The 22,587-nt window shown below is 65.6% G+C and carries 21 protein-coding genes; 9 read left to right on the forward strand and 12 right to left on the reverse strand.

The features are described from left to right. Positions 1 to 628: 628 nt before the first annotated feature. Positions 629 to 925, reverse strand: coding sequence for a hypothetical protein (locus tag ABDZ95_RS13140; RefSeq protein WP_343794411.1), 297 nt, complete (start codon positions 923 to 925; stop codon positions 629 to 631). 120 nt (positions 926 to 1,045) lie between these two features. Continuing rightward, positions 1,046 to 4,111: a TonB-dependent receptor plug domain-containing protein gene (locus ABDZ95_RS13145; protein WP_343794412.1), complete on the reverse strand. Its 3,066-nt coding sequence runs from the start codon at positions 4,109 to 4,111 to the stop codon at positions 1,046 to 1,048. Positions 4,112 to 4,527: 416 nt separating this feature from the next. Between ABDZ95_RS13145 and ABDZ95_RS13150 the strand changes: the two genes are divergently transcribed. Beyond that, the gene (locus tag ABDZ95_RS13150; protein ID WP_343794413.1) at positions 4,528 to 5,277 is read left to right on the forward strand and encodes a hypothetical protein; all 750 of its coding nucleotides are present in this window, start codon (positions 4,528 to 4,530) and stop codon (positions 5,275 to 5,277) included. Between the two features lie 9 nt (positions 5,278 to 5,286). Here ABDZ95_RS13150 and ABDZ95_RS13155 read toward each other — a convergent pair whose 3' ends face one another. From ABDZ95_RS13155 to ABDZ95_RS13170, 4 genes are all read right to left on the reverse strand, one after another. After that, positions 5,287 to 6,420 carry a sensor histidine kinase gene (locus tag ABDZ95_RS13155; protein ID WP_343794414.1) on the reverse strand — a complete coding sequence of 378 codons (1,134 nt, stop codon included), beginning with the start codon at positions 6,418 to 6,420 and terminating at the stop codon, positions 5,287 to 5,289. Between the two features lie 57 nt (positions 6,421 to 6,477). Continuing rightward, positions 6,478 to 6,705 (reverse strand): hypothetical protein, encoded by a 228-nt coding sequence (locus ABDZ95_RS13160; protein WP_343794415.1) that lies wholly within the window; start codon positions 6,703 to 6,705, stop codon positions 6,478 to 6,480. Positions 6,706 to 6,789: 84 nt separating this feature from the next. Continuing rightward, a complete protein-coding gene (locus ABDZ95_RS13165; protein WP_343794416.1) occupies positions 6,790 to 10,179 on the reverse strand; it encodes a TonB-dependent receptor domain-containing protein in 3,390 nt (1,129 codons plus the stop codon). Positions 10,180 to 10,550: 371 nt separating this feature from the next. Beyond that, positions 10,551 to 11,336 carry a LytR/AlgR family response regulator transcription factor gene (locus ABDZ95_RS13170; protein ID WP_343794417.1) on the reverse strand — a complete coding sequence of 262 codons (786 nt, stop codon included), beginning with the start codon at positions 11,334 to 11,336 and terminating at the stop codon, positions 10,551 to 10,553. 219 nt (positions 11,337 to 11,555) lie between these two features. On the opposite strand from ABDZ95_RS13170, the gene ABDZ95_RS13175 reads away from it, so the two are divergent. Together ABDZ95_RS13175 and ABDZ95_RS13180 are read left to right on the forward strand one after the other, a co-directional pair. Continuing rightward, the gene (locus ABDZ95_RS13175) at positions 11,556 to 11,960 is read left to right on the forward strand and encodes a helix-turn-helix domain-containing protein (protein WP_343794418.1); all 405 of its coding nucleotides are present in this window, start codon (positions 11,556 to 11,558) and stop codon (positions 11,958 to 11,960) included. Then, on the forward strand, positions 11,957 to 12,868 hold the full coding sequence (locus tag ABDZ95_RS13180; protein WP_343794419.1) for an MBL fold metallo-hydrolase: 912 nt from the start codon (positions 11,957 to 11,959) through the stop codon (positions 12,866 to 12,868). Before ABDZ95_RS13175 ends, ABDZ95_RS13180 begins: the two co-directional genes overlap by 4 nt. Here ABDZ95_RS13180 and ABDZ95_RS13185 read toward each other — a convergent pair. From ABDZ95_RS13185 to ABDZ95_RS13200, 4 genes are all read right to left on the reverse strand, one after another. Continuing rightward, entirely contained in the window at positions 12,841 to 13,593 is a 753-nt protein-coding gene (locus tag ABDZ95_RS13185) for a LytR/AlgR family response regulator transcription factor (RefSeq protein ID WP_343794420.1), read from the reverse strand. The genes ABDZ95_RS13180 and ABDZ95_RS13185 overlap by 28 nt on opposite strands. A gap of 1 nt (position 13,594) precedes the next feature. After that, entirely contained in the window at positions 13,595 to 14,710 is a 1,116-nt protein-coding gene (locus ABDZ95_RS13190) for a sensor histidine kinase (protein WP_343794421.1), read from the reverse strand. Between the two features lie 231 nt (positions 14,711 to 14,941). Beyond that, positions 14,942 to 16,375, reverse strand: coding sequence for a M20/M25/M40 family metallo-hydrolase (locus ABDZ95_RS13195; RefSeq protein WP_343794422.1), 1,434 nt, complete (start codon positions 16,373 to 16,375; stop codon positions 14,942 to 14,944). A gap of 104 nt (positions 16,376 to 16,479) precedes the next feature. Continuing rightward, positions 16,480 to 16,719, reverse strand: coding sequence for a DUF3297 family protein (locus ABDZ95_RS13200; RefSeq protein WP_343794423.1), 240 nt, complete (start codon positions 16,717 to 16,719; stop codon positions 16,480 to 16,482). A gap of 117 nt (positions 16,720 to 16,836) precedes the next feature. On the opposite strand from ABDZ95_RS13200, the gene ABDZ95_RS13205 reads away from it, so the two are divergent. Genes ABDZ95_RS13205 through ABDZ95_RS13220 form a run of 4 tightly spaced genes read left to right on the forward strand, consistent with a single transcriptional unit; the run spans position 16,837 to position 19,530 of the window. Continuing rightward, positions 16,837 to 17,715: an alpha/beta hydrolase family protein gene (locus tag ABDZ95_RS13205; protein ID WP_343794424.1), complete on the forward strand. Its 879-nt coding sequence runs from the start codon at positions 16,837 to 16,839 to the stop codon at positions 17,713 to 17,715. A 27-nt stretch (positions 17,716 to 17,742) separates the two neighbouring features. Continuing rightward, complete coding sequence (locus ABDZ95_RS13210; RefSeq protein ID WP_343794425.1) at positions 17,743 to 18,594, forward strand: aldo/keto reductase; 852 nt, start codon at positions 17,743 to 17,745, stop codon at positions 18,592 to 18,594. Positions 18,595 to 18,636: 42 nt separating this feature from the next. Beyond that, on the forward strand, positions 18,637 to 18,885 hold the full coding sequence (locus tag ABDZ95_RS13215; protein WP_343794426.1) for a helix-turn-helix domain-containing protein: 249 nt from the start codon (positions 18,637 to 18,639) through the stop codon (positions 18,883 to 18,885). Beyond that, the gene (locus ABDZ95_RS13220) at positions 18,886 to 19,530 is read left to right on the forward strand and encodes a Pr6Pr family membrane protein (RefSeq protein WP_343794427.1); all 645 of its coding nucleotides are present in this window, start codon (positions 18,886 to 18,888) and stop codon (positions 19,528 to 19,530) included. It abuts the gene before it with no gap. On the opposite strand, the gene ABDZ95_RS13225 is transcribed toward ABDZ95_RS13220, so the two are convergent. Continuing rightward, positions 19,513 to 19,959, reverse strand: coding sequence for a retroviral-like aspartic protease family protein (locus tag ABDZ95_RS13225; RefSeq protein ID WP_343794428.1), 447 nt, complete (start codon positions 19,957 to 19,959; stop codon positions 19,513 to 19,515). The two genes, ABDZ95_RS13220 and ABDZ95_RS13225, sit on opposite strands and share 18 nt — an antisense overlap. Positions 19,960 to 19,966: 7 nt before the next feature. Then, entirely contained in the window at positions 19,967 to 20,212 is a 246-nt protein-coding gene (locus ABDZ95_RS13230) for a hypothetical protein (protein ID WP_343794429.1), read from the reverse strand. Between the two features lie 165 nt (positions 20,213 to 20,377). Here ABDZ95_RS13230 and ABDZ95_RS13235 point away from each other — a divergent pair, with 165 nt between their 5' ends. Next, a complete protein-coding gene (locus ABDZ95_RS13235) occupies positions 20,378 to 21,907 on the forward strand; it encodes a UbiD family decarboxylase (protein ID WP_343794430.1) in 1,530 nt (509 codons plus the stop codon). Positions 21,908 to 21,936: 29 nt separating this feature from the next. Next, positions 21,937 to 22,563, forward strand: coding sequence for a hypothetical protein (locus tag ABDZ95_RS13240; protein ID WP_343794431.1), 627 nt, complete (start codon positions 21,937 to 21,939; stop codon positions 22,561 to 22,563). Positions 22,564 to 22,587: the final 24 nt, after the last annotated feature.

The following is a 22,587-nucleotide window of genomic DNA, read 5'->3' on the forward strand; positions in this document are numbered from 1 at the left end:
GGGCTTTTTTCATGGGCGGTGAGCAGGAGCGCAGGCACACCGGCAGCGTTCGAGGCGACGGGCGACCGGATCCAATGCCCTGCCTTGACGAGCGTTCTGTCAGGCAGACCCGCGCCTCGCCGCCTTTTTCTTCCCCGCCGCTCCAGACATGAGAGATGACCGTCCATCTTCGCCGGTCAGCGACAGGCAGAACCGGGCGGCGCCCAGCCAGAGCCGCCATCGTGGTCGCGAAGGATCGTACAGGTCAGACAGGCGACCTGCCGCAATCCCGTCCGGCGTCGCCGGATCAGCGGGCGGCAAGGAGCACAGAATAACAGCAGCCCGGATGCCCGATCGGGACAGGCCCCGAAGCAGTGGCCGAAACGCAGCCGGGCGCAAGCCTGCCCGGCCCGGCCCATCGGTCGATGCCTTCAGGAGGTCGGCTGAATCATGCCGCCGGCAGCCGACCTCCGCGCCCCGCGCGGTCCGCGCTCGTCGGGATGATGGGGATTGTAGCGACAGGGTCCCCACCGGCTGTCAGGCAGGCCGTCGCACGCTTCGGCACGACTTAGCGTCTACTCGGTTCGAGCCGCGGCGTCGGAGTGCCTGCGATCTTCGCCGGAAGCCCACCACGGCGACAGCCGATGGATCAGAGTTTGAAGAGAACCTCGGCCAGCGCCTCTGCGCCGCTGGCGTAGCCGGGGCGCGGCGCGATCGAGCGCGCACCCGAGACCGAGGCGGACAGCGCCCGGTCGAGGCGGATCAGCTTCCAGCCGTCGCGCTGTTTGGGAATGGAGCTGTCGGCGACCACCCAGCCCAGCACCGTGGGCTGGCCATGGAGATCCCAGCCGATCGCGTGCACCTCGACGCACTGGCTCAGGGCCTCGAAATGCAGGTCCAGAACGCGGCCGGACCGCAGGGCCTCGTGAGCGATATCTATACACATGGGAGAATGGGTCTTGCGCGCGGGGCGGCAATGCGCCCCCGAAGTCGGAGCGGTGAAACGCAATCCGCCGCCGGCTTTCGCCGACGGCGGACGCGGTTTCCGATCCCGGTTGGGACAGGATCAGAAGTTGGCGGTCACCCCGAAGAAGACGAACCGACCCATGGCGTCATAGACCTGCGGGAAGGTGTTGCCGTTACCGGCGTTGCCGGCCGACGGAGTGAGCGGCGGATCGCTGTCCAGAACGTTGTTCACCCCGGCGCGCAGGGTAACGGTGTCCCGAACCTGCCAGGTTGCGGCCAGATCCAGATAGTTCTTGGCATCGAAGTAGCGGTCGAGCCTGTCTGAACCATCGCCACGCACGCCGTTGTTCAGAGAGCCATCCGCTTTGAGGACTGCGAACTCGACCTCACTAAAGTGACGCCAGGTGCCCGACACATCAATGTTCCACGGCGTCGACCAGGTCAGACGCGCGCGGTGACGCCATTCCGGGTTCGGGGTGCCGCACTGGTTTCCGTAGAAGCCGGTGCAGTCATAGACCGAGTTGGCCTGTCCGGCCCCCGTATCGGTGATCAGCTCATTGAGCAGAGTGCCGACGAAAGAGAACCGCAACGAACCGGCGCCGTTCACACCCCAGTCCTCGAGATCGACACCGTAGTTGGCGTTGAAGTCGACACCCGAGGTCTCGAACCCGCCGATATTGATGTTCAAGTCCTCGATCAGGCCGCCGTTTGGCCCCCAGAGCGAACCAGTCGATGCGTTGCGCTTGATGCGTGAGCAGGCTGCAGCGTCATTGGCGTTGTAGCAGAGGTCGAGCGTGTTCTGCGCGCCGATCGTCTGAATGGCGCCGTCGATCTTCACGCTGAAGTAGTCGATCGACAGATTGAACCGCGGCAGGAATGACGGCGTCCAGACTGCGCCGAGGGTGACGGTGTCGGCCTCTTCCGGATTCAGGTCCGGGTTTCCGCCTGCCAGGAAGTTGTACTGGCCCGCGCTATTGTCGAGGTTACCGCTTTGCGACTGGCCCAGCGAAACCTGCCACGGGTTGGTGCCGATGCAGGCGGCTGGCACTGGTTCTTCGCGACCCGGGAGTGAGCACGGGTCGAAGTCCATGCCAAACAGGGCCGGTCCCTGGGCGGTGAACAGCTCCAGAACGTCGGGCGCCCGCACAGCGCGGGAATAGCTGGCGCGGAAGCGGATGTCCTCGACCGGAGCATAGTCGGCGCCGACCTTCCAGGTGTCCGCACCGAATTTTGCGTACTCCGATCGGCGATAGGCGCCGTCGATGGACGCCGAGTAGGCCCACGACTGGTCGTCGGCCAGCGGCAGCTGGAATTCGGCGAAGACTTCGGCCACGTCGGTGTCGCCGGCGACGGCGATGGTCGGACCACCCAGACCGGCGCCGTCGTTGGTCGAGAAATTGGTGTCCGGCTCGAGCGACAGGAAGTCCCGGCGATACTCGGCGCCGAATGCGACCTGCAGCGTGCGTGAGGTTGTCGGCAGCGAGAAACCGGTGTCGCCGGTGACGGCCGCCGTCACGATCTGCTGGGTGGTTTCGCCGGTCAGGATCAGCGGCACCTGCATGTAGTCCAGCGCTGCCTGGGTCACCCCGCCGGGCGTGAAGATGTTGTACGGCACACAAGCCGGATCCAGGCCCGTGCCGCCCTGTGCGACCGTGGCGGCCGATCGGCAGGTGGCCACGCCGCCGACGCTGATCACGTCGAGCGCGCGTTTCAGACGGGTGACCGAGAAGTCGTTCCGCGAAATCTGGGTCGTGGTGACCCGCGAGAACTGGGCGGCGACGTCGTAGTTCCAGCCCGTCATGATCTCGCCGCGGAGGCCGACCGTGCCACGGTATGAAGTGTACCGCAGATCGCTCTGACGCGGGCCGCCCTCGACGTTACGACGGCCGATGGTGAACGGCACGATGTTAGGATCGTCGATGAAGCCCTCTTCGAACGCTTGCTGCGCGAGCGCGCCGCAGCCGATCGCCGCAGCTTGCGCCGCGCTCAGCAGCGGGTTGTCGCAGTTGATCGTGTTCACCTGTCCGAAGACGCCCGACGGCGCGATCTGGGCGATCGACCGGTAGTCGGAGAACATCAGCTGGGCGAAGGCCTCGACCTTGTCGTTGACCTGATAGTCGCCCATCGCCCCGAAGGTGTAACGTTCGTCCGGACGCTGGTAATAGTTCAGTGGCGCGAAGTTAAAGAAGTTGAGGTCCGGGTCAAAGTCCACAAATGAACCACCCGCCCCCCGCGTGAAGTCGAAGCTCGGCAGCGGGTTGGTATCCGGCACATCATCGTCGGTACCGTCTTCATTATCCGGCCCCGCATTGCCGTTATTGTTCACCCCGTCGTCGCGGAAGTATCCGCCGGCGGAAGTCGGCGAACCGCCACAGGTATAGGTATTCGGCGCAGATCCCGCCGGGTTGCCGATCGCGCAGGCCGAATAGTCGCGGTCTCGCTGCAGGATCGGGTTGTTGGAGCGATAGCCGGCATAGGCCGTCAGGTGGCCTTTTCCGTCGCCCGATCCCACACCCATCACGATGTTGAACGACCGGCTCTCGCCGTCCATCACGTCGTCTTCGGGCAGGGCGTATTCCGACGGATTGAGCGCAGCGCGACGCGCGATTTCGGCCCGCAGGTTGCCGACGCCGTCATAGTCGTTGGTGTGCTGATAGAAGCCATACTGGCTGTCGATCTGGATGCCCTCGAAGTCCTTCTTCATGATGAAGTTGACGACGCCGGCGATGGCGTCCGAACCGTAGACGGCCGAGGCGCCGCCGGTCAGGACCTCAACGCGCTCGACCAGCTGTTCCGGGATCTGGTTCAGGTCGGCGGCGACGGCGGTCGGCGAGCCATAGCCCATGCGGCGACCATCGATCAGGACCAGGGTGCGCGAGGCGCCCAGGTTACGCAGCGACACCGTCGCCGTGCCGGTCGCGCCGTTCGACACCGTCGAGTTCTGCGCGGCGAAGGCCTGTGGCAGCTGGCTGACCAGGTCCTCGACGCGGGTCACGCCGGCGACGTCGATGTCTTCGCCCGTGACCTGGGTCACCGGGCTGGTGGTCACCAGGTTGGCCTGCGGAATGCGCGAGCCGGTGACGACGACTTCATCCAGCTGGGCCTCCTGGCCGGCGTCCTGCGCCAGCGCGGGCGACGCCATGGCCATCGCAACGCCTGCGATCATGGTCGTCGACAGCAACGCCCTTCGAATTGATACGGTTTTCAAGAGAAGCCCCGAACAGAGTTGAGAGAGAATTCCATCCTCCAGCCCGGGGCAAAGGTTCAGCGCGGCTGGCAAGGCGTTCGAACCAAAACTGCACCATTCGTCGTAACAACCCCAGCGTTCATCGCGCCGCCAGCAATCACCGTGACAGATTGGCGACCGGGCGGCCTGCATGCGGGGCCGCGCGCGGACTCTCGATTCGTAATGCTTCCCGCGAGGAGCGAATTCGCCGGCGAAGCCCGAACGCCGCGCTCAACGTGGTCCGAGGCGCGATGAAAGGCCGGATCGTTGCCGTCACGGGGCGTTCAACCGCGACCGAAAACTCTCCTCACGATTACGCTCGACGACACTCCCTCACCATTCGGACGAGCTCCGCCGTGACCTTTTCCCTGATGACCGCAAACGACACCCGCCCCGCTCCGGCGCGCCCGTCCCTGACGATGGCGATGATGGACTTTGGCGATGCGCCGGGCGACGCCCAGACCCTGCGCCAGTCGCTCGAGGCGCGCGGCGCGGACTTCATTCCCGCCCTGCCCTCTTCGGAGGTGCCGGCGGACGCCCCTTGGCTGGACGCCGATGTCCTGCTGGTGACGGCCCGCCTGCTGGACGCGCGGATTTCCGCCCTGATCGAGACGGTCAGCGCCAAGGCGTCGCCGTTCGTGATCGTCCTGTCCGAGACCGGCGACTTCATCGACCGCATCCGGGCGCTCGAGCTCGGCGCCGACGACTTCCTGCGTCGCGACACCGATCCGCGCGAGATCCTGGCGCGCGCCAACTCCCTGATGCGTCGGGGCGCCCAGCGCCGCGGCGGCGGGGCGATGGATGCAGCGAACGATGACGGCGCCTGGGTGCTGAACGACGTCAGCCGGGTCCTGCGCTCGCCCTCGGGCACGGTCTGCGAACTGTCCAAGGGCGACGTGAAACTGATCGGCGCCCTGGCCGAGGAAGACATCGACATCCTGTCGGCCCAGAAGGATCCCGCCCAGGTGAACAGCCTGCGCGTGTCCATCAGCCGCCTGCGCCGGCGCTTCCGCAAGGTGAGCGCCGAGGATCTGCCGATCCGCAACATCTGGGGCCTGGGCTATTCGTTCGACGCCCCGCTGCGCCGGGTCAGCGCCCGGTCCTGACGAAGGCGTTCAGGCGGCGGCCGCCTCGGTCGCCGTCGCATCGCCGGAGCCGACCTCAACCTCGAACGGCAGGATCAGCTCCGAGCGCCATCCCTCACCGGTCGGCCCGGCCTCCAGCCGCCCCGCCTCGCCGTAAAGAGTCTGCAGGCGGGACTGCGTATTCTCGAGCCCGATGCCGAATCCGCCCGGGCGAGAAGGGCCCGAAACAGCCGCGTCATCCTCGACCCACAAATGCAGCCGGTCGCCATCCCTTCGGGCGCCGATCCGGATTTCAGCGCCGTCGATCGACTGCCCCAGACCGTGCTTGATCGCGTTCTCGACCAGCGGCTGAAGGATCAACGCCGGCACCAGCGCCTCGCGGGTGTCAGGCTCCACCATCAGGCGGACCTGCAGTCGGTCGGCGAACCGCACCTTCTCGATGTCCAGATAGACGCGCTGGGTTTCCAGTTCGCGGGATAACGGCGTCAGGCTGTCCGTCGACGACGCCAGGGTGTTGCGCAGGAAGCGCGACAGCAGCTCGAGCGTCTGCTTCGCCGCCCCGGTCTGCCGGGCTTCCAGAAGCGCCTGGATCGCGTTCAGGCTGTTGAACACCAGATGCGGATGGATCTGGTAGCGCAACGCCCGAAGACGGGCGTCCTGCAGTTCGCGATGGCTTTCAGCGAGCGCACGCTCACGCGCCCGTGCCTCGGCAGCGCCGACGACCGTCGCGACAAAGCAGGCCCAGCAGAAGAAGACCCAGAGGTAGGACAGCGGCTGCGGCGCAAGCACCAGCCAGTTGAAGTTCGCCGGATCCTGAAGCTCGGCCGGGCTCATGAAGAAGCGATAGAACAGCACCCAGCCGATCAGGGTGTTGAGGCCCGAGGCGAGGATCACCAGGGGCGCCGACGCCCGGATGAAGCCCCATGCGGAATAGGGTCCGCGACCGCGCAGGATCAGCCAGATCCCGCAGGTCAGCAGGAAGGTCACGATGTTGTAGGCGGCCTTCTCCAGCACCTGGATCGGCGCCTCCAGCGAGCCGTTGGACCAGGAACGCAGAAACCACTGCACGAACTCGGCGAACCAGACGCCGGCCGCGAACAGATACGCGTCGCGATCCAGCCCGCGCTGCTCCTCCGTGCGTTCGTCAGAAGATCGATTGAACATTCCACCCGTCCCGTGGCGCCGTCCGTCCGACGCCAGCCTATCCCACAATCGAAGCCGTCACACGTCTTCCACCGGTTCGCCGGATCGGACCTGCCCGTCCCAGACGTCCAGCGGCGCGCGGGCACGGGGCCCAAGCCGCGGCCGTCGCTCCTTGACCGTCAGCACCGTGGGCCCGAACCCCCGCTCCAGGGCCACCAGCCACTCGGCGAACTCCTGCTTCCGCTGACGCAGCTCCGGCTGATCGAAGGCATCGAAGTCTATGGAGAAGATGGCGCGGTACTTCATTCCGGTCCGTCAGCAGCGACGTAAAAACAGAAAAACGGGGCGGCCCGAACAGGCCGCCCCGGGTCTTTCAGTCACGGTCCCCGATCAGTAGGGCCGCCAGTTCAGGCCGATGTTGAAGCGTCGGCCATAGGAGTCGAAGTTGCTGGAGATCGCGGAACCCAGCCATTGGCTCTGCTCCTCGTTGAGCACGTTCGTCACGCCCGCGCGCACAGTCAGTTCCTCGTTGACGTGGTAGCGCATCGTCAGATCGTGCCGAACGAAGCTGCCTGTCGAGAGAGACGCGAGCGGGCGGGCGTCGAGATTGCCTGAGGCTACAAGATCACGAATGTTGAGGCCGGCAAGACTGGTCGCATTGGTCCAGTCCTGTGCCGTCTGGAAATCGGCAATCCAGGAAACCGAAAGCGCATCCGTCGGGACCCATGTCAGTCGGCTCGTCAGGCGAACCCGCGGGAAGTACTGCGTGGTGTCCTGTTGAACGAATGCCCCCGGGGCAGATCGATTGTTGAAGTTCTTCTGGTCGATCAGCCAGGAACCCGACACGGAGTAGTTGAATACGCCCCAGTTTCGACCAGCCATCTCCTCGGTGTCGAACCGATAGCGGAAGTCGAAGTCCAGCCCCCGCACCTCGCGCGCGGCGAAGTTGACCGGAACCTGAATGAAGCCGCCAAGGGGATCGCCGTTCGCAGCGCCGACCTTGAAGTTGTCGAAGCTCTCTCCGGTCACCGGGTTGTTTCGGAAAATCCTGCTGCAGGCGAACTCATCCAGTTGCGCGCCATCCACACACTGCGCAGCCAGTTGGGCTGCGGTAAGACTCTGAATGATGTCGTCGATCTTGATCTCATAGTAGTCGAGGACCAGCGTCGCGTTCGGCATGAACCGTGGTTGCACCACAGCAGAGATCGTGAACGAGCTTGACGTCTCCGGTGTCAGAGCACTGTTGCCCCCGTTCACACCTGCGATGCCCGAGGCGTAAGTGGGGCGATAGTCATCCGCAGTGTCAGTCGTCGCCTGAGCGAAATCGTAGGTCACTCCCTCCCGCGTGGCCAGAATGGTGCAGTTGGCGATACGATTTATCCGCTCATTCCCGACGCGCGATGCGGAGTTGATCTGCCGTGTGTCGCAGGGATCGATAAAGCCGTTCGCAAATGTCTGGGTGAACGGCGCGTTCGTTTCCGACATCAGCGGCGTGCGGAACGAGGTGTTGTAACTCGACTTGAAGGTGATGTCAGGGATCGGGCGATAAACGAGGTTGATGCCGTAGACGTCGCCCTTGCCGGCGTTCGAATAGTCGAACGAGCGATAGCTGCCGCTCAACTCGGCATACTCGCCCATCCAGGTATCCCGGAACAGCGGCAGTGAGAGCTCACCAAAGATCTCGTTCGAGTCGTACTCGGTCGTCGGGAAATCCGCGCCAGTATTGAGCTGGAGGTAACGATTCCGGGTGGAGTTGGAACGGCCCAGCCCTTCGGCCATCTCGCGACGATACTCGTAGCCCAGCGAGAAGCCGATCGGCCCGGCGCCCCAGGGATCCCAGAGCTGGCCCGAGACCGAGCCAACGAAATCATCCTGAATGTTCTTCTCATCGACGAAGATCGTCGCGCTGATGAAGTCCAGAGCCTCCTGGCTCTGGTTGCCGGCGCCGAAGACGTTCAAGGGCTTGCAATCGCGCACGGTCGGATCGTTCGGAGAGATCGTCAGCGAGCCGCCGAAGGCCGGCTTGTTGGTCAGCTCATTGTAGTTGGTCAGCGGCAGCCCCTGCGCCGCCAGCAATCTGACACGGCAGACAATCTCGCCGGGTTTGCCATTGACCAGACCCGCCGTGTCCACGACGGCATCCTGGGCATGGGCGGTACGGATGATGTCCATGCCATGCTCAAGGTTCAGGTTGTTCATCTCGCCGCGAACGTAGGAGAGGTCCCAGCTGAAGTTGTCGATGAAACCGAGGCGGTCATAGTCGCCACGAAGCGCCGCAACGTAGCGAGACAGTCGACGCTGGTTCTCCTGGGTACGGTCAATACCAAAGGCCGAGTGACGCGCCCATTGCCGGTTCGTGGTCCCTGTCTCGGTTCCCGGCGCGTTCTGATTGGCGGTCCAGGTCGAGACCATGTTCGAGATCATCGCCGTCCGGATCATGGCCGGCAGGTAGGCGTTGTCGAGACGGGTGCTGAATGTGCTCGAGTTCACCACCCGCTGCACCTCGTTCACACCGGCGAGGCTGTCAGTGATGATGACATCGAAGAAGCTCGACTGGCTCTGAAGAACCGAATCTTCCTCGATGAACTTCGCTTCCGCATAGGCGGTCACGTTGTCGTTGACGCGGAAGTTGGCGCCGAGTTGGTATCGTTGAGACTCGTTACGCGGCGTGAGGGAGAAGCCGCCGAACGAGGTGTTGGCGTTGTCACCGTCGCCACCGCGTCCATAGACACGGTTATTACCTGCGCTACCGACCCGTTCGCCGAAGTTGATCAGACGGGCCTGCCCGCCTTCGTACCAGTATGTCTTGGTCGGATCGACGGCATAGCAGTTTGCGCTGGTGACGCTGGTGCAGGCGGTCAGCGGCACGTCGGGATCGGTAAGGGCGCTGGGCCGCTGCGAGTTGGCAATTGTGGTTTGCCCCCACCGCGGCCGGTCGACCCGGCGCAGACCGTAGGCGACGTCGTTGTCGTACACGCCGTCGCTGACCGGTCCGACCGCGGCAGAAGTCGGATCGTCATCGAAGAAGGGCGTGGCCGTGATGAACGTCCGGCCATCCCGAAGCCACGCGACATCGTCACGGCGGATTTCGTCGATCTGTTCCCATTCGCCGAACGCATAAACGTTCAGCCGATCATCGAGCAGGTTTGCGCCGGCGAGCACCGACACACGCTTGGTCAGCGGAGCGTCGGCATCACTGCCGGCCAATTGGCCCACGTTGGCGTCGATCTCGAGCCCTTCGAAATCCTTGCGCAACACGTAGTTCAAGACGCCCGCGACGGCGTCCGCGCCATACACGGATGAAGCGCCGCCCGTGATGATCTCGATGTTCTGGATCAGGAGACGCGGGATGGAGTCCACGTCCACAAGCAACTGCCCAACCTGATGGCCCACCTGACGGCGACCATCGATCAGGGTCAGCACGCGCGAAGTGCCCAAGCTCCGCAGGTTAGCCGCCGAGACGCCTGCACCGTTCAGACCGCCCGTCGTGTCGGACGGAACGATGGAGTTCGACAGCGCCGGGATCGTCGCCAGATAGTCGATCATCGTCGGCATGCCGGTTTCCAGCAGTTGTTCCTGCTGAACCTGAATAAGCGGCGTCGGCGCCGTCGTCGGATCACGGCGGATACGCGAGCCGGTCACCACGACCTCGCCGATATCGGTCGCCTGATCCTGTTGGGTTGTCGTCTGGGCGCTCGCGCCCCCCGCAACGGCCAGCAGCGACCCGCCGATGATGGTGCCCAGCAGCAGACGTTGACGCATGGAAAGCCTGGTATTCATAACCCCTCCTCGATCCGCCGCGGCGATACTCACGCGGCGAACGGCCTGTTGTGACGAACGACGGTCCCGACGAGAGTCAGTCACGGTCCAGATCGTTTCAGACTACATTCGGACTTATTCAGACAAACAAATTGTCACACTCATATATGGACAGATTTGATCCGTGTTCGGGCCGTATCACCAAAAGAAAATGCGGGTTCGAATACATCAGATCGACGAAAACCGCCTCGCGAGCAGTGCCTCAGAAAGCGTTGCCGCGAGACGGTTCTTCAATGCTCAGTTTGGTGACTTCGGCTGCAGGCCATCGCGCCGGATCGAAGGTCCGGCGCTAACTGGCGCATGCCCGTCGCGACACGATCAGCGTTCGTCGCCTATCGCCAGCGTTTGGCGTTCACGACCTTGAGCGTGTTCTCGACGTAGGTCGGGCCCACTGCGACGAGACGGCCGGTGCTGAGCGTGAGCTCCATCCGACCGCCGGTCTTGCGACGGATCCCCCGCACCCGACTGGTGTTGACCAGAAACGAGCGATGGCTGCGGACGAACATCGACGGGTCCAGCCGGGTCTCGAGCGAGCTGACGGTGCCGCGGATCAGGTGCATCTCGTCGCCGACATGCAGGTTCACATAGTCGCCCTGGGCCTCGATCAGATCGATCGACTTGACCGGCAGACGCTCCAGCCCGTCCTTGCGGCGGATCCACAGCTCCTGCTCATAGACGTGGCCGTCGCTGCCGATCTCGGCCTGAAGCGTGGCGATCAGGGCCTGAAGCTCGGCGAACCGCTGGTTGGCGGTGCGCGCGGCCAGCTTTTCCTCGGCGTTGCGAATTGCATCGCGCAAACGCTCGAACGAGACCGGCTTGGTCAGATAGTCGACCGCATTCACCTCGAACGCCTTGACCGCATAATGCGAGAAGGCCGTCGAGAAGATCACCTCGGGGATCGCGTCGCCAATGCGCAGGTTCTCGATCACCGACAGGCCCGTGCGCCCCGGCATCTCGATATCCAAGATCACCAGATCCGGCTTCAGGCTCCGGATCATGGCCAGAGCCTCGACGCCGTTCCGCGCCGTTCCGACGACCTCTACCGACGGGATGCAGGCCAGTGACGACTGCATCTTGCCCAAGGCCAAGGGTTCGTCATCCGCAACGATCACCCGCATCGCATTACCTCCTTGCGACATTTGCAAGTTAGCCCAGATAGCGTCGCGATTGGAAAGTCCGAGCGGAAATCCATGGAGCGCCGCCGAACCGCGACATACGCATTACATTTGCGGCCAACGCCCGATCTGCAGCGACAAACCGAACGGTCCGAAGCCGACCTTGCCTTCGTCGGGGAACAGGATGCGGTTGCGGAATCGCGCCTGCGTGCAGGACGCGGAATGCAGAACGTCGCCTTGATACCCAGCCCGTCGAGCGAAATTGATCGCGCCTCACGGCCGCGCACGTCGATCAACATGGTCGCCGCCATCAAGGCCGCGCAGGTCCGCGCGCCGGGGATGACCCTGACCCAGCTGGTCATCTTCCTGACCGTGGCGGCGGAGGAAGGCATCCGCCTGAACGATCTGGGCGCGCGCATCAACGAGAGCCAGGCCACAGTTTCGCGCAGCGTCAGCGCCCTGACCGAAACGGGGCTTCGCGGTTCGCAGAAGCAGGGTTACGGTCTTCTGGTGCTCTTGAGGGACCGCGACGACGGCCGCGGGCGGCGCGCCGCGCTCAGCGAAGCGGGTCACCGGCTGCTGGTCTGGATCGAAGCCACCTTGCAGGGACGCTGGAGCGCAGGATGAACCGAACCCTGATCCTCGCCGCGGTCACGGCCATCGCCTTGCCGGCCGGAGCAACGGAAGCCCGGTCCGTGACGCCGCATCCGCTTGCCGGCGCCATTCAGGCGGGCGAGGGACTGATTCCTCTGGGCCAGACGGCGTGGCTGCTGACCGGTCAGGACGGCAATGTCGTGCTGGTTCCCGGGCCGGGCGGAGTGCTGGTCGTCGACGACCAGCGCGCGCGCTCCGTTCCGGCCGTCGTGGCGGCCGCAGCGGGTCTGGCGTCGGGCGGGATCACCCACGCGATCAACACCCATTGGCATCTGGATCACTCCGGCGGCAACGCCGTGCTGGCCGGGGCGGGCGCGATCATCGTGGCGCACCGCAACGTTCGCGAACGCCTGAGCGTCGACCAGTTCATGACCGCCTACAACCGCACGGTCCCCGCCTCTCCCGCCATCGCATGGCCGTCCGTGGTGTTCGACGAGAGGCTCACCCTCCATCATGGCGACGAGGTGGTCCGGATCGTTCACACGCCGGCGGCCCATACGGACGGCGACGCCCTCGTCCATCTGGAGCGTGCGGATGTCCTCCACATGGGCGACCTCTATTTCAACGGACTGTTCCCGTTCATCGACCGGAGCAGCGGCGGGACCATCGACGGCCTGATCGCCGCGATCGATGTCGCGCTCGCCATCGCGGGGCCGCGGACACAGGTGATTCCGGCGCACGGCGAACCTGCACGGCGCGACGATCTGGTCGCCTGGCGCGGGATGCTGGCCACGGTCCGGAACGAGGTCGCGGCGCGCAAGGCCGCGGGACAATCGGTCGACGAGATCACCGCGGCTGACCTCACCGGACCCTTCGCACTGGGTGGCGACGCGGCCCGATTTGTCGCCGCGGTCTACGACAGCGTGCCGTCGGCGAACTGAGCGCCCAGTTCCTCGGCGAGGCGCCCGTAGGTCGCGCCGATCCGCACGGAGCGCCCGCCGGCCAAGAGGACGAGATGGCAGCCGCCCTGGCGCGCGACGCCCACTATGCGATCCCGCCGAACGAAGGCGGAGCGGCTCACCCTGACCATCTGCGACGGATCCAGCTGTCGTTCGAGGCCCGACATGGTCGCCCGCAGGATGTGAGAGCGCGCCTCGGTGTGCAGCAGAACATAGTCCCGCGCCGCCTCGATCCACTCGATGGCCGAGACATCGACCCGATTCAGCCCCCGTATCCCCGGCGCCCAGAAGGCGTCGACATAGGCGGCCGGCGTCGCCTGAATCGGGCCACCGACCTCGGTTGAGCCAGCCGCCGTCTTCTTGCGCGCATCGGCGAGAAGGCGCTCCAGCTGGTCCGGATCGAAGGGCTTCAGCAGAACGGTCTCGCCGTCCGTCAGCCCCCGGAGCCGTGACAGGTCTTCGGGAGACGCCGTGAAAACCACCTCGACATTCGGAGTGGTGGTCAGCGCGCGCGCGAGCGGAAGGCCGCTGCGCACCGGAATATGCACATCGAGAAACACCAGGTTCGGGCGCAGGCGTTCGATCAGGCTGACCGCCTCGGCCACATCGGTCGCCGCCCCGACGACCTGCACGGTCCGATCCGTTTCCAGGACGGATTTCAGTCCGGCGAGCGCCCGGGCATCCTCATCGGCGACAACGATACGCATTTCAGGTCCGGGGGCGCGGGTCGCGCGCGATGGGAAGCGAGATTTCGATGCGGAAGCCGTCCGCCGGCGCGGCGACGTGCATTGAGGCGGCAGGGCCGTAGATCACCTCGAGCCGGCGCCGAACCGTCTCCAGCCCGTCGCTCTCGACACCGGGAGCCCGGGTGGCGGTCAGGCTGGTATCGATGGCGCGGATCACCAGCCTGTCGTCGTCCTGCCGGATGATCAGTCGCATCTTCCGGCTGCCGTCCGGCGACGCATGCGCATGATGGATCGCGGCCTCGAGCAACGGCTGGAGGATCAGCGTCGGCGTCGGGGCGGCGTGGAGGGCCTCCGGGCAGTCGATCTGGAGGTTCAGGGTATCGGAGAAGCGAACCGACTCGATCTCGAGATAGGCCTCGAGAGCCTCAAGCTCGCGCCCCAGCGGCGACACGCCCTCGGCCGTCGATTGCAGCGACACCCGCAGGAAGTCGGACAGGCGCGCGATCATCCGGTCGGCGTCCGCGAACCGCCCGGCGCCGACGAGCGAGGAGATGCTGTTCAGGGTGTTGAACAGGAAATGCGGGTTCATCTGCAGCTGCAGCAGCCGGACCTGCGCCTCTCGCGCCAGTTCCCGCGCCTCGGCGGCTTGGGCTGCGTACAGCGCCGACTCTCGGGCGTGCGCCGCAGCCCGCTCGGTCATGGCGATCAGTTCGAGAGTCGCCGCATAGAAACCGAATAGCCCCATGTAGATCAGGCTGTTCATTCCGAAATGGGCGGGGTTGAACCAGCCGTCGGTCGGCAGGCCGAAAGCGCGGTTGACCACCGTGTGAAGCGCGCCATCGACCACTGCCTGCGCGCCGGCCAGAACCACCGCGGCGCAGATCAGAAGGGTCCAGCGCGCACGGGCGCACCGGAGCTGCACCCGCCTGACCAGCTGGTGCAGGACCAGCGACAGGCTCATGCCGGACAAGGTGCCCAGACCCAGCCAGACGACGACGGGAGCGGATAGCGCCATCCGGCCGCCCAGCTGGATCGAACCGGCGAAGGTCACGCCTGCGAAGGCCCAGAGCCCCAGCGTCAGCCAGATCGTGGCCGAACGCAGCCGGGCCTTCTCCGACTCGATATGCGCATCTCTCAAGGCCACGGCTCCCGGGGATCCGTTCTCCAGATGCGCTTGAGTTCACGCGACCGTCGGCTCGCCGCGGGACCTCCATCCCGACGGCGAAGACGGCGCGATCCCGCGCACGGCTCCCTCCCGCGTCCGCCTATGCGGCGGATGGTGACAGGGCCGTCACGGCAGACGCGGAGTTGATCGCAAGGCCCGAGACGCTCGTCGCGTCAGGACAGGCCTTGCGCGCTCCGGCTCGCGTCAGTGCGCGGGCGTCTCCCCCGGGCGCATGGTGCGGAAGTTCACGTCGGAATCGGCGATCAGCCAGACCAGGCCCGCCCAGGCGGCGACGTTCTGGGTCAGTTGCTCCGGATCGATCTTGTCCAGGGTGTCGTCCGCCGTGTGGTGCAGGTCGAAATAGCGGGTCCCGTCCTGCGCCAGGCCGAACACCGGCACGCCCGCCTCCGCCAGCGGGCCGATATCGACGCCGCCGTGCAGTTCGGGCTCGCCCGAGGCCAGCACGCCGATCGGGTACAGCACCTGCGTGGCCGCACGCTGGAAGTCGCTGTTCTGGGCGCCCGGGGACAGACGCAGGGCGTAGATGCGGTCGGCGCCGAAGTCGCTCTCGCCGGCCACGATGTGGTTCTCCAGCTGGCCCGCCGCCTGCACATTGCGCAGATAGGCGCCGCCGCCATTGCCCGTGTTGGTTGGCTGGGCGACCTCTTCGGAGCCGTACAGGACCACACGGATCGTGCGCGCCGGGCGACGGCCGCTCTCGGCGATGACCTTGGCCGCAGCCAGAGTGATCGCCCCGCCCGCGCCGTCGTCGATCGCGCCGGTGCCCAGATCCCAGCTGTCCATGTGCGAGCCCAGCACGATCACCTCGTTCGGACGGCTGGCGCCGACGATGTCGCCGATGACGTTCTGGGACACGGTCTCATAGGTGTGGGCGGTCGAGGACAGGCTGATCCGCACCGTCTCGCCCAGACCGATCAGGCGCGACAGCTGGTCGGCGTCCGGCGCGGCCAGCGAGAAGGCCGGCAGGGGCACGCGGCCCTCGACATAGCGGGTGGTGCCGGTGTGCGGCATGCGGTGCTCGTCCGAGCCGGCCGAGCGCATGATGAACGCCACCGCGCCCTTGCCGGCGGCCGCGGCCGGTCCCGCGCCACGGATGCGCGACAGGGGGCCATAGCCCGAGCCGTCCTGCATCCGCACCATCTGACCGGCGTCGATGAAAGCAATCTTCCCGGTCAGCGAGCTCGCGGGCGCGGCGTTCAGCGCCTCAAGGCTGTCGAAACGCACGACATCCGCCTCGATCACGCCGTTGGTGCCGGGCGAATGGCCGAGGGCGGCGACGACCAGCCCCTGCGGACGCGGGCCGACGATGCTGGCGCTCTCGACGCCCCGCTCCCAGCCGACCAGCGGGAACTGCTCGATCCGCACATTCCGGAAGCCGTGCTGGCGCATGTAGTCGGCAGCCCAGGCCGAGGCGTCCTGCTCGGCCTTCGATCCGGCCGGACGCGCGCCGAAGCGGGTCGTCAGCTGGGTGACGTAGTCGAGTGCGATGTTCTCCCGCAGCGCCGCGTCACGGATGCGCTCGGCCCGCTGGATGGTCGCGGCGTCCTGCGCCAGAACCGGCGTGGCGAGACTCAGCGCCAGGGCGCTGGCGGCGAGAAGGCGAACGGACAAACGCATGACGGCTCCGGGGGACTCAGCGATGAGGCCGGGACCCTAGACTCGCGTTTCCGGAGCGGGAAGCGGTCGCGGCAGCAGTTTTCACGATGCTGCCATAAGGCGGCTTACTCGCCCTTGATCCACGCTTCGACCGGACCCTGCAGCTTGACGGTCAGGGCCTTGCCGCGGCGGTCGACGCGGTTGCCGACGGCGAGGCGGACCCAGCCTTCCGAGATGCAATATTCCTCGACGTTGGTCTTTTCCTCGCCCTTGAAGCGGACGCCGATGCCCTTCGCCAGCAGGTCGGCGTCGTGGAACGGGCTGTCGGGGTCGACGGAAAGGCGGTCGGGGATGACGTCGGTCATGGCAGAGCTCTTCGGCAAATCAGCGTGCGGCTTTAGCCGACCCGGACCCGCGCTCCAAGACTTGACCTGACGCGAGGGCAATCGGCTAGGTTCGTTTCGAATAGCTACGGACCTGCAATGACCGCTCCCGTCATCCGCGATTTCACCGCCCCGGCGAGCGACGGCTACCCGCTGTCGATGCGGCTGGTCTCGGCGCAGCAGCCGACCGTCGCCGTGCTGGTGAGCTCCGGCACCGGCTTCCCCAAGGGCTTCTATGACCGGTTCGCGAAACATCTCGCCGGCAAGGGCGCGGCGGTGCTGACCTACGACTTCCGCGGCATCGCCGGGTCCCGGCCCGAAGATCTGGCGGCGATGAAGATGGACTATGTCGACTGGGGCCGGCTGGACATGCCCGCCGCGCTGGATGCACTGATCGAGGCGGCGCCGGGCCTGCCGGTCGTTCATGTCGGCCACAGCGTCGGCGGACATTTCTTGGGTTTCATGGCCAACCACGACAGGATCGCGAAACACGCTTTCGTCTCGGTCGGCAGCGGCTACTGGGGCCGGCACCACCGCTGGTACAATCCGCTCGAGCTGACCTTCTGGCTGCTCTACGGCCCCTACAGCCTGGCCCGGCGCGGCTACATCCGGGGCGGCGGCCTGTGGGCCGGAACCGACCTCCCGCGCGGCGTCTGGGAGACCTGGCGGCGCTGGTGCCTGAAGGAGCCCTATTTCCTCGACGAGCTGAAGGACCGCCTGAAGCCACACCAATTCGACGCCGTCACCGCGCCGATCCGCTCGTGGATCTTCACCGACGATCCCATCGCCACGCCGAAGACCTCGCCCATCCTGCTGCAGGTCTATCCGAACGCCCCGACCGAGATGACCGTGCATTCGCCGGCCGACTTCGGCGTGAAGCGCATCGGCCACGAGGGCGCGTTCCGGCGCGGGATGGAGGTCCTGTGGGATCAGATGTTCGACTGGCTGCTTGAACCGTCGCCGACGCGGCATAGGTAAGCGCCTCCCCTTCCCCGGAGCCTTCCCATGACCGACCAGCCCGCCATCACCGTCGACGGCGCAACAATCCCGCTTCTGGGCTTCGGCACCTGGAACCTGACGCCCGAGGACGCCCGCCGCATGGTCGCAGAGGCCCTGCGCATCGGCTACCGCCACATCGACACCGCCTGGATCTACCAGAACGAGGCCGCCGTCGGCGACGGCATCCGCGACGCTATCGCTGCGGGCCATGTGAAGCGCGATGACATCTGGCTGACGACCAAGATCTGGGTCGCCCACTTCACCCGCGACGCCCTGCTGAACCAGGCGAAGGAGTCCGCCGAGGCGCTGGGCTTCACGCCGGACCTGCTGCTGCTCCACTGGCCCAAGCCGGACCCGGACATGAAGGAGACGATCGACGCCCTGAACGAGGCGAAGGATCAGGGCCTGACCCGCACCATCGGCCTGTCCAACTTCCCCTCGATCGAGTGGAAACAGGCGCAGGCGCTGTCGAAGGCGAAGCTGGTCACCAACCAGGTCGAGTATCACCCCTATCTGAAGCTCTCGAAGTTGATCGCCGCCGCGGGCGAGCTCGGCTCGTCGATCACCGCCTGGTCGCCGCTGGCCCAGGGCAAGATCGCCGACGACGCCACCCTGATCGAAATCGGCAAGGCTCACGGCAAGACGCCCGGGCAGGTCACCCTGCGCTGGCTGATCCAGCAAAACATCATCGCCATTCCGCGCACGACCAAGGTCAGCCGCGCGGAAGAGAGCTTCGACATCTTCGACTTCGAACTGTCCGCCGAGGAGATGGATCGCATCCATTCGCTGGCCCGTCCGGACGGCCGTCTGGGCGACTGGATTGATCCGGCGTTCAAATGGGATGAAGAATGGGCGTGAGGCGTCTCGCCTGAACTGACGCCCGGCAGGGAGTTGAAGCCTATGGGTACGGTGCTCGGATTTCCGGGCGTCGATCCGTCGGACGCGGCGGTCGGCGCAAGACTGAGGCGATGGCGCGAGGAGCGCGGCTGGAGCGTGGAGGACATGGCCCGCCTGCTCGACATGACGCCCGAGGAGGAACGCCGCGCCGAGGCGGGCCGCGCCCATCTGGACAGCCTCCAGATCGGCGCCGCCACCACCGCCCTGCGCCTGCCGATCTGGGCGCTGGTCTCGGACACAAGGGCGTACTGAATGCACGGACCGCGCACGGCCCTGATCTGGCGCGCGGTCTTCGCCCTTCTCGGCTGGACCATCCTGACGCTCCAGTACGCCCTGATGCTGGCGACGCCGGATCGCGGCCCGGTCGAGCTGACGCTGAACTTCTTCAGCTACTTCACCATCCTGACCAATGTGCTGGTGGTGCTGGCGATGACCCTGCCGGTCGTCGCCGGCGGCCATTCCATCGGGCGCTGGGCCGCCGCGCCGGGCGTGCGCGCGAGCGTGACCATGTACGCGGTCGTGGTCGGGCTGGTGTACCACTTCATGCTGCACGCCACCTGGAACCCACAGGGCTGGGCGCTCGTGGCCAATATCGGCCTGCACTACGTCATGCCGATCGCCATGCTGCTGGACTGGCTGATGTTCGTTCCGAAAGGCGCCCTGCGCTGGAGCGCGCCCGTTAAATGGCTGGCCTTCCCGTTGATCTACGGCGCCTGGACCGCAATCCACGGTCTCGCCGCCGACTGGTGGCCCTACTGGTTCGTGGACGCCTCGACCCTCGGCTGGGGCAAGGCCGGCGCGTACTTCGCCGGGCTACTGGTGTTCTTCACACTGGTCGGCCTGATCGTCGTGGCGATCGACCGCATGCTGGAACGGCGATCAGTCGTCGCCGGTTGAGAGTTCGACCTGCCCCGAAGCGCCATTGTAGGACATGCGGTAGTGGCGCAGAAATGTTCGACCAAGAAGCACGCGATGCGGCTGCGCCCCTTCGGCCAACTTCACACCGGTGAATTCCTGAAACAGCAGCTTGTCCAATGCCGGGACATATAGCCTTGCTGTATAGATTGTCGCCTTGTGCCGGCCACCGACACCGCTGATCTCACCCTTCTCAGTCGCAGGAAGCCCCAGTTCCTGAGCTAAGACCTCATCAATGCAATCGCCGCCAGCGCCAGTATCAATCAGCGCCTTGATCCGCTTACCGATGAGGTCGGGCGGTTCTCCGGGTTTCGAACGCGATTTTCGCCCGATATCTACGTGGACGGTGGGTCCGATCTGAACGAGCAGATCGGCAGCAGAGAGCCCACCAAACCCGCTCTTGAAACCCACCGACTCCTTAGGCATTCGCCCTCGTGAAAACCATCCCGCCGGTCAGGTGGATCTTCGGCGGGGCTCCGACCTGACGGATGAGGAACGGGCCCGTATCGAAACGATCAATCGCGTCGGATGCGGCGGCGTCAAAGTCCGGATACACGTTCACGAACTGCCCATGGTGGAAGACGACCCACTCCAGAAGATGGCGCTCTTCGAGTTCAGTTCGCATGCGCTCGAAGCTGGCGATGTCAGCGTTCAAACCGTTCATCGGAACTCCTCCGATTTTGTCACGGTCTCACCTCAACGATTCTATCGGTTAAAGAGACAACGCGAAGCATGCCCGAGTCGTCAAAAATCGGGTTAAGTCGCATTAACACTTGTGAACAACTCAAACCTGTTGAGCTCCCACCCGCGTCCGCCTAAGCCTCGCCGCATGGCCTACAAATCGCTGCGCGACTTCATCGAAATCCTCGAAGCGGAGGGCGAGCTCGTCCGGGTATCCGAGCCGGTCTCGACCCATCTGGAGATGACCGAGATCCAGACACGTCTGCTGCGCAACGGCGGCCCGGCGGTGATCTTCGAGAAGCCGGTCATGCCGGACGGCTCGATCAGTCCCATCCCCTGCCTGGCCAACCTGTTCGGCACGGTGAAGCGCGTCGCCATGGGCGTGACGCTGGAGAAGAAGCAACGCACCACCGCCGCGGAACTGCGCGAGGTCGGCGAACTGCTGGCCTTCCTGCGCAACCCGACGCCGCCGCGCGGCCTGGGCGATGCGATGGAGATGCTGCCGCTGGCCCAGACCGTCATGTCGATGCGGCCCAAGGTGGTGAAGACCGCCCCGGTTCAGCAGATCGTGCTCAAAGGCGACCAGATCGACCTGACCTCGCTGCCCATTCAGGGCTGCTGGCCCGGCGAGCCGGCGCCGCTTATCACCTGGGGGCTGGTCGTGACCAGGGGGCCGTCGGACGCCCGCGAGGACGACTTCAACCTTGGCATCTACCGCATGCAGGTGCTGGGCAAGGACAAGGCCATCATGCGCTGGCTGGCCCACCGCGGCGGGGCCCAGCACCTTGCCCGGCACAAGAAGGCCGGGAACCGCGAGCCCCTGCCCGCCGCCATCGTGCTCGGCGCCGATCCGGGCACCATCCTCGCCGCCGTGACGCCCGTGCCGGACACTCTGTCGGAGTATCAGTTCGCGGGCCTGCTGCGCGGTCAGAAGGCCGAGCTCGTTCCCTGCAAGACCGTGCCGCTGATGGTCCCGGCCCATGCCGAGATCGTGCTGGAAGGCCACGTCCTGCTGGACGAGCATGCGGCAGAGGGGCCGTACGGCGATCACACCGGCTACTACAACTCGGTCGAGACCTTCCCGGTCTTCCAGGTGACAGCCATCACCATGCGGAAGGACCCGATCTATCTGACCACCTTCACCGGCCGTCCGCCGGACGAGCCGTCGGTGCTGGGCGAGGCGCTGAACGAGGTCTTCATTCCCCTGCTGCGCCAGCAGTTCCCCGAGATCACCGACTTCTGGCTGCCGCCCGAGGGCTGCAGCTACCGCATCGCCGTGGTGTCGATGAAGAAGGCCTACCCCGGCCATGCCAAGCGCGTGATGCTGGGTGTGTGGAGCTATCTGCGCCAGTTCATGTACACCAAATGGGTCATCGTCGTGGACGACGACATCGACGCCCGCGACTGGAAGGACGTCATGTGGGCCATCTCCACGAAGATGGACCCGGCCCGCGACATCACCCTGATCGAGAACACCCCGATCGACTATCTGGACTTCGCCAGCCCCGAAAGCGGCCTGGGTTCCAAGATCGGTCTGGACGCCACAGACAAGTGGGAACCCGAGACGAAGCGCGAGTGGGGCGAGGAGATCCGCATGGAATCCGACGTCGTCGACCGCGTTTCCGAGATGTGGGACCGCCTCGGATTGCCGGGTGACGGCACGCCGATCTGGAAATAGGCTGAACGATCACCGGCGCCGGGGGGCGGATGAGCGCGTTCGAATTCTTCTTCAGCTTCTACGGGCTGCTCCTCGGCCTGTCGGTGGCCGAGCTCGTCGGGGGGTTCGCCCGTGTGCTGCATGAGCGGGAGCGGGTCCGCTTCGGCTGGCTGACGCCCATGTTGGCGGCTTTCGTGGCGCTGGATGTCGCCACCTTCTGGAACCAGGCCTGGGTCATCTTCCGCGGCGCGCCGTTCAATCACGCCCTGCTGATCGCCGGACTGATCATCGCCGCGGTCTTCTACACCGCCGCCAGCGTCACCTTCCCGCGCGTATCGGCCGAGGGCGTCCACGACCGCATCGATCTGGACGATCATTTCTGGAAGCACCGGCGGCTGGTGTTCGGCTGCATCATGACCGCCAATCTGATCGTCGGCCTGATGTTCATGGCGCTGATGAGCGCCGACGCCGGGTTCGCCGCCCTGTCGACGACCCGGCTGTGGGTCGGCTTCGGCATCTTCTTCTTCACGACGGCGACCGCCGCCTTCGCGCCATGGCGGCCGGCGGTGATCGGCAGCCTGCTGATCGTGCTGGCCTACAGCCTCTGGACCGTCGCCATGTCCGCCATCAACCTGATGACCGCAGGCGGCTGGTCACCCCCGATGGCCGGCGGTTGATCCGCTTGCCGACGACTTCCAATT

The sequence above is a fragment of the Brevundimonas kwangchunensis genome (assembly GCF_039523815.1).
GTDB lineage: Bacteria > Pseudomonadota > Alphaproteobacteria > Caulobacterales > Caulobacteraceae > Brevundimonas > Brevundimonas kwangchunensis.

What these genes read in the sequence shown, in the direction of transcription:
- ABDZ95_RS13230 (WP_343794429.1), bottom strand. Translation starts at nt 20,212, where the DNA reads ATGAACGGTTTGAACGCTGACATCGCCAGCTTCGAGCGCATGCGAACT.
- ABDZ95_RS13215 (WP_343794426.1), top strand. Translation starts at nt 18,637, where the DNA reads ATGGGTACGGTGCTCGGATTTCCGGGCGTCGATCCGTCGGACGCGGCG.
- ABDZ95_RS13185 (WP_343794420.1), bottom strand. Translation starts at nt 13,593, where the DNA reads ATGCGTATCGTTGTCGCCGATGAGGATGCCCGGGCGCTCGCCGGACTG.
- ABDZ95_RS13145 (WP_343794412.1), bottom strand. Translation starts at nt 4,111, where the DNA reads ATGATCGCAGGCGTTGCGATGGCCATGGCGTCGCCCGCGCTGGCGCAG.
- ABDZ95_RS13200 (WP_343794423.1), bottom strand. Translation starts at nt 16,719, where the DNA reads ATGACCGACGTCATCCCCGACCGCCTTTCCGTCGACCCCGACAGCCCG.
- ABDZ95_RS13170 (WP_343794417.1), bottom strand. Translation starts at nt 11,336, where the DNA reads ATGCGGGTGATCGTTGCGGATGACGAACCCTTGGCCTTGGGCAAGATG.
- ABDZ95_RS13205 (WP_343794424.1), top strand. Translation starts at nt 16,837, where the DNA reads ATGACCGCTCCCGTCATCCGCGATTTCACCGCCCCGGCGAGCGACGGC.
- ABDZ95_RS13240 (WP_343794431.1), top strand. Translation starts at nt 21,937, where the DNA reads ATGAGCGCGTTCGAATTCTTCTTCAGCTTCTACGGGCTGCTCCTCGGC.
- ABDZ95_RS13235 (WP_343794430.1), top strand. Translation starts at nt 20,378, where the DNA reads ATGGCCTACAAATCGCTGCGCGACTTCATCGAAATCCTCGAAGCGGAG.
- ABDZ95_RS13210 (WP_343794425.1), top strand. Translation starts at nt 17,743, where the DNA reads ATGACCGACCAGCCCGCCATCACCGTCGACGGCGCAACAATCCCGCTT.
- ABDZ95_RS13195 (WP_343794422.1), bottom strand. Translation starts at nt 16,375, where the DNA reads ATGCGTTTGTCCGTTCGCCTTCTCGCCGCCAGCGCCCTGGCGCTGAGT.
- ABDZ95_RS13155 (WP_343794414.1), bottom strand. Translation starts at nt 6,420, where the DNA reads ATGTTCAATCGATCTTCTGACGAACGCACGGAGGAGCAGCGCGGGCTG.
- ABDZ95_RS13140 (WP_343794411.1), bottom strand. Translation starts at nt 925, where the DNA reads ATGTGTATAGATATCGCTCACGAGGCCCTGCGGTCCGGCCGCGTTCTG.
- ABDZ95_RS13220 (WP_343794427.1), top strand. Translation starts at nt 18,886, where the DNA reads ATGCACGGACCGCGCACGGCCCTGATCTGGCGCGCGGTCTTCGCCCTT.
- ABDZ95_RS13165 (WP_343794416.1), bottom strand. Translation starts at nt 10,179, where the DNA reads ATGAATACCAGGCTTTCCATGCGTCAACGTCTGCTGCTGGGCACCATC.
- ABDZ95_RS13175 (WP_343794418.1), top strand. Translation starts at nt 11,556, where the DNA reads ATGCAGAACGTCGCCTTGATACCCAGCCCGTCGAGCGAAATTGATCGC.
- ABDZ95_RS13180 (WP_343794419.1), top strand. Translation starts at nt 11,957, where the DNA reads ATGAACCGAACCCTGATCCTCGCCGCGGTCACGGCCATCGCCTTGCCG.
- ABDZ95_RS13160 (WP_343794415.1), bottom strand. Translation starts at nt 6,705, where the DNA reads ATGAAGTACCGCGCCATCTTCTCCATAGACTTCGATGCCTTCGATCAG.